The 12,997-nt window shown below is 71.4% G+C and carries 9 protein-coding genes and 1 pseudogene; 8 read left to right on the forward strand and 2 right to left on the reverse strand.

The window, feature by feature from the left end; all coding sequences use genetic code 11:
* From ACFXB5_RS35120 to ACFXB5_RS35140, 5 genes and pseudogenes are all read left to right on the forward strand, one after another.
* A pseudogene (locus tag ACFXB5_RS35120) lies at positions 1 to 1,620 on the forward strand (hypothetical protein); the annotation flags it as partial.
* 92 nt (positions 1,621 to 1,712) lie between these two features.
* A complete protein-coding gene (locus ACFXB5_RS35125; RefSeq protein ID WP_385215752.1) occupies positions 1,713 to 2,177 on the forward strand; it encodes a hypothetical protein in 465 nt (154 codons plus the stop codon).
* Between the two features lie 83 nt (positions 2,178 to 2,260).
* Complete coding sequence (locus ACFXB5_RS35130) at positions 2,261 to 4,375, forward strand: FUSC family protein (protein ID WP_385215755.1); 2,115 nt, start codon at positions 2,261 to 2,263, stop codon at positions 4,373 to 4,375.
* Positions 4,376 to 4,515: 140 nt separating this feature from the next.
* Positions 4,516 to 5,277 carry a thioesterase II family protein gene (locus ACFXB5_RS35135; protein WP_385215758.1) on the forward strand — a complete coding sequence of 254 codons (762 nt, stop codon included), beginning with the start codon at positions 4,516 to 4,518 and terminating at the stop codon, positions 5,275 to 5,277.
* Positions 5,278 to 5,437: 160 nt separating this feature from the next.
* Positions 5,438 to 8,194 (forward strand): AAA family ATPase, encoded by a 2,757-nt coding sequence (locus ACFXB5_RS35140; protein ID WP_385215773.1) that lies wholly within the window; start codon positions 5,438 to 5,440, stop codon positions 8,192 to 8,194.
* 6 nt (positions 8,195 to 8,200) lie between these two features.
* On the opposite strand, the gene ACFXB5_RS35145 is transcribed toward ACFXB5_RS35140, so the two are convergent.
* A complete protein-coding gene (locus tag ACFXB5_RS35145) occupies positions 8,201 to 8,851 on the reverse strand; it encodes a response regulator (RefSeq protein ID WP_385215761.1) in 651 nt (216 codons plus the stop codon).
* Positions 8,844 to 10,088: a sensor histidine kinase gene (locus tag ACFXB5_RS35150; protein WP_385215763.1), complete on the reverse strand. Its 1,245-nt coding sequence runs from the start codon at positions 10,086 to 10,088 to the stop codon at positions 8,844 to 8,846. Before ACFXB5_RS35150 ends, ACFXB5_RS35145 begins: the two co-directional genes overlap by 8 nt.
* 168 nt (positions 10,089 to 10,256) lie before the next feature.
* Here ACFXB5_RS35150 and ACFXB5_RS35155 point away from each other — a divergent pair, with 168 nt between their 5' ends.
* From ACFXB5_RS35155 to ACFXB5_RS35165, 3 genes are all read left to right on the forward strand, one after another.
* Positions 10,257 to 10,823 carry a hypothetical protein gene (locus tag ACFXB5_RS35155; protein WP_201849319.1) on the forward strand — a complete coding sequence of 189 codons (567 nt, stop codon included), beginning with the start codon at positions 10,257 to 10,259 and terminating at the stop codon, positions 10,821 to 10,823.
* A gap of 78 nt (positions 10,824 to 10,901) precedes the next feature.
* Positions 10,902 to 11,402, forward strand: coding sequence for a PH domain-containing protein (locus ACFXB5_RS35160; RefSeq protein ID WP_385215766.1), 501 nt, complete (start codon positions 10,902 to 10,904; stop codon positions 11,400 to 11,402).
* On the forward strand, positions 11,399 to 12,946 hold the full coding sequence (locus ACFXB5_RS35165) for a PH domain-containing protein (RefSeq protein WP_385215769.1): 1,548 nt from the start codon (positions 11,399 to 11,401) through the stop codon (positions 12,944 to 12,946). Before ACFXB5_RS35160 ends, ACFXB5_RS35165 begins: the two co-directional genes overlap by 4 nt.
* The last annotated feature ends 51 nt before the right edge of the window (positions 12,947 to 12,997 follow it).

A 12,997-nucleotide genomic window follows, 5' to 3' on the forward strand; every position in this document is an offset into this window, starting at 1 on the left:
CTGCCCGAGCCCGTGGCGGAGTCGGAGGCGCTGGACCTCGACCCCGTCTCGCCGCGCACCTTCCGGTTCGGCCCGGCCGCCGAGCTGGCCCTGACCGGGGCCGTGGTGGCGGCCCTGCTGAGCGCGCCGGGCGTATGGCTGGTCGACCGGATCACGGACGAGCCGGACCGCGGCTGTCTGGGCGGGGCGTCCAGCGAGGTCGTCGCGGGCCGCCCCGTGCTGAGCGCGGACTCGCCGCGTAAGCAGTACGAGGACGCCCGGCGGCTGATCCGCGAGGAGAACACACGGGTGGACCGCGAGGTGGGGGACCACGGCGGCACCGCCCGTACGGTGGTGCACATCGGCTCGGACGTGGCCGCCGACCAGGAGGGCCAGCGGTACAACGCGGCCGTGCCCGAGCTGCGCGGTATCGCCCTGGCCCAGCGCGCGCTGAACGACGAGGCGAGCAACGACTCCCAGAAGGTCTGGCTGCGCGTCGACAGCCGTAACGCGGGGGACGACTTCGCGGGCGCACCGCGCATCGCCCGCCAGGTCGCCGAGGACGCCCGGGAGAAGGGCTCCGGGATCATCGGGGTGGTGGGCTTCTCCAAGAGCCTGAAGCAGACCCAGGAGGCCGTGCGCATCCTGGGGGCCGCGCGGATCCCCGTCGTGGGCACCACGGCCACGGCGGATCTGATGCAGGTGGACGGGTACTACCGCAGGGTGGCGCCCACCAACAGCCGTGAGGCCGCGGTCGAGGCCGACTTCGCCCACCGGGGCAACATCGTGGACGACGGCACCGGGCGCTGCTCCCCGGCCCGCGCCGCCGTGGTCGTCAAGGACCCCCGGGATCTGTACAGCGACGAGATCGGGACGCTGTTCGCCGAGCGGTTCGGCGCCCGGCCGTTCACCCTGGAGTACACCCCGGGCGGCCGGGGCGGCGGTCTCGCCCAGGGGCAGTCGCCGAAGGACGGTGTCGCCCGTAAGGAAAGCATCGGCGAGCTGGCCGACGCGGTGTGCGAGCGGATCACCGCCAACCCCCGGACGGTCGTCTACTGGGCCTCCCGCGCCCTCCAGTTCAGCGCGTTCCTCGACGACTTCGGGGACAACACCGCGTGCGAGGGCAGGAAGCTCACCGTGCTCGGCGGCAATGACCTCACCACCGCCGCCCTCGCCGGTGAGTACGCGGACCGGCCCTGGCTGCGGCTGTACCACACCGTCCATGTGCTGCCCGCGGGCCATCCGCGGCTGAGCGACATCGCCAAGAAGTTCAACGCCGACTACGCGAGGGACTTCGGATCCCATGACCTGTGGCGCGACGACGGACGGGCCGCCCTGGCGTACGACGCGATGCAGCTGATGGCCGAGGCGGCCAACCGGGCCTTCCGCAGTACGGACAACGTGGAGCGCTCCAATGTGCAGATCGGCCTCGACAACGGCATCCGGAAGCAGGGCGCCAGCGGCTATCTGGACGTCGGCCGGGGTCGCTCGGTGCCCCGGGACAAGCCGGTGGTGATCCTGCACCACACCGACCGGGGCTCGGAGCCGGTGCTGTACTGCGGAGCGTTCACCCAGAACCCGGTGGGACGGATAGCGCACTGGGGGCCGAGAGGGAAGTTCTCATGTCCCAGGGACAGTTGAGCAACCATTCGAGGGGCTGAAGGGTCTTCTTGTGTGCTCGCCCGGCTAAGGGGCGAATCATCAGCGCAAGACCGTACACAGGGGGACTTTCCATGTTTCGTTCCATTCACGCGCTTCGCTCCCGCGCCGCGGTGGCCGGTGGCTGTGTGGCCGCGCTCGGCCTCGGCTTCGCCCTGGCCGCCGGGTCGCCCGCCTCGGCCACCGAGCGGACCGACCCGAACGACCGCTACACCGCCGAGGAGATCCACCACTTCCTGGAGGGCTTCTACGGAAACCACGGCCCGCGCCCCTGGGAGCGGGAGCACCTGGTCTCGGACCAGCTCAAGGAGCAGGCCGCCCAGACGCCCGACTACGACCTGCTGCTGTGCGCGCAGAACCAGCCGCAGGACATCGAGGTCGGCGAGGTGACCACGGCCCAGTCCGCGCGGGTCGGCTGGGCCACCATCACCACCCACTGGGGCCAGACGCCGACGACCCGGTCCTTCACCGCCTATGTGGACCTCGACGCCAGCCGGCCGATCCAGCTCCTCCAGGTGGACTGCGCGCCCGGCGACTGATCCCCGCCAGGGGCCGCCCCCCGGGAGAGCCGGACCGGAACGGCCGGTTCAGTTCTCCCGGGGCCACCCCGTAGTCTCGCCGCATGACCTGGTCGCACGCGTTGAAGGAGACCGCCCGGACAGGCCTCGCGATCGAGCGCACCAGGACCGAACCGCTGGTCGCCGTCCGCGGCGCGTGCGGGGTCGCGCTCGTCATCGGGGTGGCGCTGTGGCTGGGCTCGCCGACGCTCGCCGTCTCGGCGGCCTTCGGCGCCTTCTCCGCCGGGATCGCCACCTTCCAGCGCAGCTGGCGCCCCCGCCCCTGGCTGGCGCTGGCCGCCGCGAGCGGTCTCGCGGTGAGCACCTTCCTCGGCTATCTGGCCGCCGCCCACACCCTCACCTTCGTCCTCATGCTCGCCGTGTGGACGCTGATGACGGGCATGTCGTGGGCGGTCGGCCCGGTCTCCGGGCTGGTCTCCACCCAGATGGTGGCCGTCATGCTGATCACGGTCACCCTCCCGACCTCGGTCATGGGCGCACTGGGGCACGCCCTGCTGGTCGGGCTCGGCGGCGTGGTGCAGGCCGCGCTGATCGTGCTCTTCCCGGTACGGCCGTGGGGTGTGCAGCGCGACGCCCTCGCCGACGCGCTCGCCGCCGTAGCCGACTACGCCCGCAGGCTGCGCCACGAGCCGGTGGCGCCCTTCGACCCCAAGCCGCTGATGGACGCCCGCAGCGCCGCCGCCATGACGCCCCGTCAGGCCCGGCGGCGGCCCCGCCAGCTGAGCGGCTACCGGCTGCTGGCCGAGCGGATCCGCCCGGTGCTCGCCTCGCTGGCCGACCCGGTGGTCGGCGCCCCCGAGGAGGGGCCCGAGCGCGACCGGGTGCGGGAACTGCTGGCCGCCACCGGCACCGTGCTGGACGCGGTGGCCCACGCCATCCGCCACGGCACACCGGTGCGGGTGGACTCCGATGCCATGGCCGTCCTGCGGATGCCGGAGGACGGGCCCAAGCTGACCGGTGCCGCCCGCCGTGCCGCGCTGCGGCTCTTCTCACTGGTGGCGGACGTCGTTGAGGCGTCCGACGAGCCGGTGGAGGAGGTGTCCGCGGAAGGCCGGATGGTGCACCGCTTCCTGCCCCGCCCCGGTATCGGGGGCACCGCCGCCATGGCGCTGCGCGCCGTCCGCCGCGAGACCCGCTGGTCCTCGCCGGTGCTGCGGCACGCGGTGCGGCTGTGCGCGGTCAGCGTCAGCGGCTATCTGCTGAGCACGACGCTGCCGCTGGGGCACTCCTACTGGGCGCCGCTGACCTCCACGATGGTCCTGCGGCCGGACTTCGCCCAGACCTACTCCCGCGGTGTCGCCCGCTTCCTGGGCACCCTGGCCGGGGTGCTGGTCGGCGGCGGGGTGGTGGCGCTGGTCCACCCCGGCTCGTATCTGAGCGCCGGGCTGGCCGTGCTGTCCGTCCTGTCGATGTATCTGCTGCTGCGCACCGGCTTCATCGTGACCTCCGCGTGTGTGAGCGCGTACGTGGTCTTCCTGCTCAGCATCGCGGGCGAGGCGTGGCATCAGACCGTGCAGGCGCGGGTGGCGCTGACGCTGCTGGGCGGAGTGCTGGCGATGGTCGCGTACGCGGTCTTCCCCGCCTGGGAGACACCGCGGCTGCGGGACCGGCTCGCGGACTGGCTGGCCGCCAACGGCGCCTTCGCCACCGCCGTCTTCGAGGCCTACGCCCGCCCCGCCGAGCGCCGCCCCCGCCAGGTGCGGGACGCCCTGCTGGACGCCCGCGCGGCGCGGGCGGCCTGGGAGCAGAGCGAGACCCAGGCGCACCGGGAACCGGTGCGCCACCGCGGGCTGTCGCGGCCCGCGGCGCGGGCGGCGCAGACGGCGCTGTCCATGATGGGCCGGGTCGCCATGCTGCTGGAGGCGCATCTGCCGGAGCGGGACGCACCGGCGTCGGAGGAGGCCGGGGACTTCGCCGCGGCGCTGCGGCAGGCGCTGCCGGAGGCGGTCAAGGCGGTACGGGAGCGGCGGCCGCTCAACTGGTCGCCGGTGCACGAGTCGCTGGAGCGGTGGCGGCAGCGGTCCGGGGGCCGTCCGGGGGTGGCGCTGCGCGACGCGGAGCAACTCGTCGACGCCCTGGACGATCTGGTGGAGGCTCTCAACAAGAGCGCACGACAGTCGCCCACGCCCCGTGACCCCAGTCAAGAAGAATCCCCCTAGACTAGGGGTGCCCCCTACATCATTGGGCGTGTTAATCATGAAGGGGCAGTGCTTGCCGACGCGTCCTTGGGCGCGTGCCCGGTACGCTCTGCCGTCTGTCCCCCACATGTTGCTTGACGAGTGAAAGACTTTCCCTACGCATGGGTGCACAGCGAGAAGACAGCGTCTGGATACGACGATTCCATCCGATGCCCGAGAGTCGCGCCCGGCTGGTCTGTCTGCCCCATGCCGGGGGTTCGGCGTCGTTCTTCTTCCCGATGTCCCAGACGCTTTCGTCGTCCGCCGATGTCCTGTGCGTGCAGTATCCGGGGCGTCAGGACCGGCGGCAGGACCCGCTGATCGAGAACATCGACGAGTACGCCGACGCCATCGCCGCGGAGTTGAAGCCCTGGCTCGATCTCCCGGTCGTCTTCTTCGGGCACAGCATGGGCGCCGTTCTCGCGTTCGAGGTGGCCCGCCGGCTGGAGGAGGCCGACCCGGAGTTCTCCGCGCTCGCCCTCTTCGCCTCGGGCCGCCGGGCGCCGTCCCGTTACCGCGACGAGAATGTGCACCGGCGCGATGACGACGGTGTCGTACGCGAGATGAAGGTGCTGAGCGGCACCGATTCCCGCGTCCTCGGAAATGAGGAGATCCTGCGCATGGCGATGCCGGCGATTCGCGGTGACTACAAGGCGATCGAGACCTACCGCTCGGTGCCCGGGGCCGCCGTCCGCTCGCCGATCACCGTGCTGACCGGCGACAACGACCCCAGGACCAGCCTCGAGGAGGCGGAGGCGTGGCGGTCGCACACCACCGGAGCGTTCGACATCCGGGTGTTCCCGGGTGGCCACTTCTTCTTGGCCGGGCATCAAGGACCGATTATGAGTCTCGTCGCGAAGGCGCTTTCGGGGTCGAGACCCTGAGCCGACCGCCTCAGGAACCTGTCCGACGCACTGGAAAACCACTCGTCACGCTCGATGCCCCCGGCGGTCCGCTGGGGGCATCAGGTGGCTTCATCGGGGGATGAATTCTTTGCCTGCGAACCTTTTCGAATGGGAGAACCACCTCTCCGCGCTGCGTGAAATGCTGCGCGGCGCGACGCAGGGCCGGGGTCGGCTGGCTCTTGTCAGCGGTGCGGTGGCCAGTGGCAAGACCACACTGCTGAACACCTTTGCCGAACAGGCCATCGAAAGCGGTGCGTTGCTCCTGGAAGCGACCGGTTCGCGGGCCGAGCGGGACCTTCCCTTCGGAATTGTCCGAAAGATTTTCGATAACGGTGCGATGCCCGCCGATGTGCGATCCGAAGTGATCGCGCTGCTTGACGGAAACGCACTGGAAAGCACCGCCGCGGGACGCATGCACGTGATGTCCCAGATTTCCTCGGCGCTGCTGCGAATGGTCGAGGATCGCACACTTGTCGTCCTTGTCGACGATGTGCACTGCGGCGACGACCAGTCCCTGCAATTCCTGCTCCATCTGGCCCGGCGGGTGCGTCAGGCGAAGGTTCTCATCGTCCTCACCGAATCCCCCCGGCTTCGTCAGGAACAGTTCACCTTCCACGCCGAACTGCTCCGCCAGCCCAACTGTGTACGCATGCGACTGCACATGCTCACCGAGTCGGGCGTCGCCGAGGCGCTGTCCGGCACCCTGTCCGCCACCGTCGCCGCCCGCCTCGCCCCCGAATGCCACCGCGTCTCCGGCGGCAACCCGCTGCTGCTGCGCGCCCTGCTGGAGGACTGGCGGACCGTCGGCGAGCACGGCGAGGCCCAGCAGCGCCCGGCGCCCGGCGAGGCGTTCGCCCACGCCGTCCTCGGCTGTCTGCACCGCGGCGACCCCGAGGTGCTGGAGATCGCCCGCGGGGTCGCCGTCCTCGGCGACGCCCGCTCCCCGCGGCTGCTCGGCCAGCTGCTGGACCTGAGCGCCAACACGGTCCAGCAGGGCGTCCAGGACCTGCACCAGTGCGCCATCCTGGAGCACAACGCCTTCCGCGACGAGGTGGCCCGTACCGCGGTGCTCGACGCGACCCCCGCCACCGCCCGCGGCGCACTGCACGCCCGTGCCGCCCGGCTGCTGCACGCCGACGGCGCCTCCGCGCTCGACGTGGCCCGCCAACTGGTCTCCGCCCGGCAGGACGCCGAACGCTGGGCCGTCCCCGTTCTGCGTGAGGCCGCCGAATTCGCCCTGGTCGAGGAGGAGTTGGAGTTCGCGCTCCGCTGCCTCGAATGCGCCCACCACGCCTGCGCGCCCGGCCCCGAGCGCACCGCGCTCAAGGCCCGGCTGGTCAGCATCGCCTGGCGGATCGGCCCGGCCGCGGCCGAGAGCCATCTGCCGGAGCTCACCGAGGACGCCGAGCGGGGCCGGCTCGCCCCGCGCGACGTCGCCCCGATCATCTCGTACCTCGCCTGGTCGGGACGGCTGGACGCGGCGGCCGGCGCCGTCTCCGCGCTGGCCCGCTCGGCCGCCACCGGCGACGACCTCGCGATGACCGCCGCCGTCTCCGCCTCCGCCCAGTGGCTGACCATGCTCAGCCCGCCGCTGCGCGACCGCCTCCCCACCGTCGGGACCGGCACCACCGGCGCCACCGCCGGAGCCCCGCGCGACATGGCCGACCTGGCCCACGCCCACGCCGCCGCCACCATGTCCGCCGTGCTCACCGAGGGCCAGGCCGACCGTGCCGTCATCGAGGCCGAGCGGGTGCTGCAGCGCTACCACCTGAGCGACAGCACCCTCCAGCCGCTGGTCGTCGCGCTGATGGCACTCGTCCTGGCCGGCCGGCTCGACCTCGCGCTCTCCTGGTGCGAGCGGCTGCAGGGCGAATGCTCCTCCCGCCGCGTCCCCACCTGGCAGGCGCTGCTGTCCGCCGTACGGGCCGAAATCGCGCTGCGCCAGGGCGATCTGCAGGTGGCCGCGCACCAGGCGCGCACCGCGATGTCGCGGATCTCCGTCCAGGGCTGGGGTGTGGGACTGGGACTGCTGCTGTCCACCCTGATCCAGGCCGAGACCGGGATGGGCCACTACGACGAGGCCATGGCGCTGCTCGAACAGCCCCTGCCCGAGGAGCTCTTCCAGACCCTCCCCGGGCTGTTCTACCTGCGCGCCAGAGGCCGCTGCCACCTGGCCACCGGCCGCTACCACGCCGCGCTCGGCGACTTCACGGCCGCCGGTGAGCTGATGGGCACCTGGCGGGTGGACATCCCCCTGCTGACCCCCTGGAGGCTGGACGCCGCCGAGACCTGGCTGGCCCTCGGCGACCCGGGGCGCGCCCGCGCGCTGGCCGAGGAGCAGCTGCGGCTGGGCTCGGAGGACGCCCGGCTGCGCGGCGCCCTGCTGGTCGTGCTCGCCCGCACCGATGAGCTCAAGCGCCGGGTGCCCCGGCTCAAGGAGGCCGTCGAGATCCTGGAGAGCGGCGACGACCGCATCCAGCTGGCCGTCGCCCTCGGTGAACTCGGCCGCGCCTACCGTTCGCTGGGCGACTTCAACCGGGGCCGGGTGCTCGTCCGCAAGGCCTGGCACGTGGCCAAGACCTGCGGCGCCGATCCGCTCTGCCGTGAGCTGATGCCCCGCCACGCGGACCCCGGCGAGCTCGCCGCGGCGGCCGCCGCCCAGCCGGGCCAGGGGACCGAGGCGCAGCGCGAGGTGGAGGCGCTGACCGAGGCGGAGGTGCGGATCGCGGTGCTGGCCGCGCACGGCAACACCAACCGGGAGATCGCCTCCAAGCTGTTCGTCACCGTCAGCACGGTGGAGCAGCACCTGACCCGCATCTACCGCAAGCTCAACGTCAAGCGCCGCCGCGACCTCCCCGCGAAGCTCTCCGACAGCAGCCTCACCGGAACGGTGTGAGAGCCCTCAGTTCAACAGGCCGTGCTCCATGGCCTTCATCACGGCGGCCGTGCGGTCGGACACACCGAGCTTCTTGAATGAGCGCAGCAGATGCGTCTTGACCGTGGCCTCGCTGACGAACAGCTCGGCGCCGATCTCGGCGTTGGTCAGTCCCCGGCCGACCAGCCGCAGCACCTCGCGCTCACGGCCGGAGAGCGGGGACGGCTCGGGTGCCCGGGTGCGGAAGAGCTTGCCCGCGAGGGACGGGGTGAGCACGGTCTCGCCACGCGCCGCGGTCTGCACCGCGTCGATCAGCTCCTGGCGTGAACTGCCCTTCAGCAGATAGCCCGCGGCGCCCGCCTCCACCGCGCGCAGGATGTCGGAGTCGTCCTCGTACGTGGTCACGATGACCACCTTGCAGCTCGGCACCTGGCGCAGGATCTGCCCGGTGGCCTCGACCCCGTCCATCCCGCCCATGCGCAGATCCAGCAGGGTGATGTCCGGCCGCAGCGCGACCGCCTGGACCACGGCCTCCTCGCCGGAACCGGCCTGCCCGACCACCGTGATCCCCTCGGCGGAGTCCAGCATGGCGCTCAGCCCCTCCCGCACCACGGGATGGTCGTCGGCCAGCAGGACCCTGATCGGGCTGTTCGAGCCGCCCGGCGTACCCTCAGCCACGCGACTCCTCCTCGGCCGGCGCCGTCATCGGCACGCTCACCTCCACGGTGGTGCCCCGTCCGGGGCCGCTGGTGACGGTCGCCACCCCGTCGATCTCCTCGACCCGGGCCTGCATGCCGCGCAGCCCGTAGCCTTCCTGGGTGCCGTCCGGGGTGAACCCCTCGCCGTCGTCGCGGACCAGCAGCCGGACCCCGCCCTCGTCGAAGACCACGATCACATCGACCGTACGGGCCTGATTGGCGTGCTTGCGCACATTGGCGATGGCCTCCTGCACCGTACGCAGCAGCACCACGCTCACCGCCATCGGCAGCGACTTCTCCTCGCCCATCACCGAACACCGCACCTCCAGGCCGGTCTCGGCGATCAGCCCCTCCGCCTGCCGCCGCACCGCCTGGGACAGCGAACCGCCGCGCAGCGCGGGCGGGGTGAGGGCGGCCACGAAGCCACGGGCCTCGGCGAGCGACTCCTTGGCCACCCGCCCGGCCAGCGACAGATGGTTCACCGCCTGGTCCGGGGCCTCGCGCACCTCCGACTCGGCCGCCTGCACCAGGCTGATGATGCTGGTCAGGCCCTGCGCCAGAGTGTCGTGGATCTCCCGGGCCAGCCGCTCGCGCTCGGCCGAGATACCGGCCTCGTGGGAGAGCCGGGCCACCCGCTCCCGGCTTTGCTGCAGCTCCTCGATGAGCTGCCCGCGCCCCTTGCTCTGCCCCACCACCCGCTTGATCCACATCCCCAGCAGCACCGACAGCGCGATGCTCAGCAGTGAGATGGGCAGTACGCCCAGGACGCTCAGCCCCAGGTCCTCACCGGTGAACGCCACCACGAGCACGGGGCAGAGATTGGCCGCCGTGGCCAGCACCACCGCCGAGGCCATCGGCAGGCTCATGATCAGCATCGGGATGACCGCGAACAGCGCGAACGCGCCGACGAGGTTGAACGCCGTGGTGAGACAGAACAGCGCCACCAGGCCCGCCGCGAAGACCAGGTTCCGCGGGCCGTAGGTGTCCTCGATCATCAGCGTCCGGCCGACCGCCGCGTACCAGGGCACGGTGAGGGTCAGCGCGGCGATCGGGATGGAGTGGTTGACCTGCGAGCCGCCGGAGAGGAAGAGCAGGACCGCCGTAACGAGATAGGAGACGGCGAAGAAGCCGTCCCACAGGCCGAACCAGCGGGTGCCGGACTCGGGACCGTAGTACGCCCCGGTCTGCGAGCCGTCCCCCGGAGAGTGATTGCGCACGGCTCAGTACTACCACGCGTGTCCACCGTGTCCACCGGACGGTTGACAGCCAGAACCCACCGTTCAGTCGTCTCGCGGTGGCGCGCCCGCTTCTAGCGTTGAGGCAGGTGAGGCGGAGAACCGTCACACCGAACGCACATCCCCGCTTTGGCTTGGAGAACGTCGCATATGCCACAGATGAGCCAGTTCCTGTCCGCACTGATCGCCAGTGGCACGATCCTGATCATCATCCTGGCGACCGACATCGGCCGCCGCCGCATCACCACGATGCGGATGGTGCGCTCGGTCATCGCCGTGGCCGTGGTCATCGCGATCTTCGTCGAGTCCTTCCCGACCAAGGGCAACGACATTTCCCTGCAGCTCGTGGGCGTCGGCACCGGAGTCATCTGCGGTCTGATCGCCGGAGTGCTGCTGCCCGCCTACAAGGACGCCACGTCCGGTGAGCTCTACACCATCGGTGGCATCGGCTACGCCCTGGTGTGGATCGTCCTCTCCGGCGGACGCATCCTCTTCGCCTACGGCGCCGAGCACTGGTTCACCATGGACCTGATCAAGTTCTCCATCGACTACAAGATCAGCGGCCAGGACACCTACGCCAACGCCTTCGTCTTCATGTCGCTGGCCATGGTGCTGACCCGAACCGCCGTACTGCTGGCCAAGATGCGCAAGCTGAAGGGCCAGAACACCGGAAGCGGTCAGCTCCCGCAGCAGACCGTCACCGGTGCGTCGGTCTGAGCCGCCTGATTTCATAGTCCACCAACCCCCGCCGGGCCACGCCCCGGCACCCGTCGGACGCAAGAGCAGGGTGAAGCAGTGGAAAGCCATGACAATCTGAGGCTCCGACCGCCTCGGCACCGGGTCGACCGCCGTGCGATCGGCTGGTGGACGCTGCAGTCCGCACTCTTCGCCCTGCCCTTGCCACTCGTCTTCGGGATCCTGTGGGCCTCCATTCCCCCCACGCGTGAGTTCTTCATGTGGGCCACGCTGATCTCGCTGGTCCCCGGGCTGCTCTACATGGCCGTCATGCCGGCCTGGCGGTACCGGGTCCACCGCTGGGAGGCCACCAACGAGGCGGTCTACGCGGCCTCCGGCTGGCTCTGGCAGCAGTGGCGGGTCGTGCCGCTGTCCCGGGTCCAGACGGTGGACACCCTGCGCGGCCCGCTGCAGCAGATGTTCGGGCTCTCCGGTGTCACCGTGACCACCGCCTCCGCCGCGGGCGCGGTGAAGATCAAGGGCATCGACCACAAGCTCGCCGGGGACCTGGTGGAGCACCTGGCCAAGTACACCCAGGCCGCGCCGGGAGACGCCACATGAGCTCCGAGACCACCGTGCGGCCGGACCTACACGCGGCCGGCCGCGACTGGGGGCGGCTCAACGGGCGGCTGCTCCTGGTCAACCTCTCCATCCTCGCCGCGCCGGTGGCCATGTTCCTGGCCAGCCTCGCGGTCACCGGAGGCAAGACCAACCTCCAGGTCATCATCACCCTCGGCTCGCTGTTCGTGACCTTCCTGGTCATCAGCGGCATCGGGCTGATGCGGCTGTTCACCACCCGCTACCGGCTCACCGAGGACCGCTTCGAGCTCCACACCGGACTGCTCTTCCGCAGCGAGCGCTCGGTCCCGATCGGCCGCATCCGCGGTGTCGACCTCACCGCCAACCCGGTCCACCGCGTCTTCGGCCTCACCACGCTGCGCATCGACAGCGGGGACCAGAGCGACGCCGCCGCCCGCAGGCTCGCCCTCGACGGCATCACCAAGGCCGAGGCCGTGGAGCTGCGCCGCCAGATCATCGCCCTGCGCGACGCGGGCCGGGCCCGGCCGGTGGCCGACAGCGACGGTGTGCTCAGCCGGCTGGACTGGTCCTGGCTGCGCTACGGCCCGCTGACCGTATGGGGCGTGGGCGGTGTCTTCATCGCCGCCGCCAGTACCTACCGCACCCTGAGCGAACTCCAGGTGAACCCGCTGGACCTCGGTGTCGTCAAGGACCTCGAGGACCGCTTCGGCACCATTCCGCTCTGGTACGGAATCCTGCTGGCCGCCGTCGTCATCGTCGTCCTCGGCATGCTCGGCTCCACCGCCACCTACATCGAGAACTGGGCCGGTTACGAACTGCGCCGCGAGGACGGCGGAATCCTCCGCATCCGCCGCGGACTGCTGGCCACCCGGTCCGTGAGCATCGAGGAGCGCCATCTGCGCGGCCTCGAACTCGTCGAACCCGTCCCGCTGCGCTGGGCCAAGGGCGCCAAGCTCAACGCCGTGGCCAGCGGCCTGGGTAACCAGGAGGACAACCGCAGGCGCCGCGGACTGACCCCGCCCACCCCGCGCGACGAGGCCATGCGGGTCGCCGCCCAGGCGCTTCCGACCGGCCCCGGGCTGATCGAGCGCAAGGGCCTCCTCCCGCACCCCAAGGCGGCCCTGCGGCGCCGGATCAACCGCGCCCTCATGTGGTCGGTCCTGATCGCGGCCGTCCCGGTGGGCCTGGGCCTGTGGCTGGGCCCCTGGCTCGTCATCACCGGCGTGATCACCGGTGTGGTGCTGGTGCCGGCCCTGGTGGCGTTCGCCTTCAGCGCCTACCACAGCCTCGGCCACCTGCTGCGCGGCCGCTTCCTGGTGATGTGCTCCGGGGCGTTCGCCCGCCGCACCGTCGCCCTCCAGCGCGACGGGGTCATCGGCTGGAAGCTCTCCCGGACGCCCTTCCAGCGCCGGGCCGGGCTGATCACCCTCGGCGCCACCACCGCCGCGGGCGAAGGCGTCTACCACGTGCACGACCTGACCGAAGGCCAGGGAATCGCCCTCGCCGAGACCGCGGTACCGGGGCTGCTGGCCCCGTTCATCGAGAGAGCCCCCGACCGCGGCTGACCACCCCGAGACCAACTGGCGATCCCCCGAGAGGTGGGGGGGGGGGTCGCG

Origin of the sequence: Streptomyces sp. NPDC059455, assembly GCF_042750115.1 — a bacterium.
Lineage (GTDB): Bacteria > Actinomycetota > Actinomycetes > Streptomycetales > Streptomycetaceae > Streptomyces > Streptomyces endocoffeicus.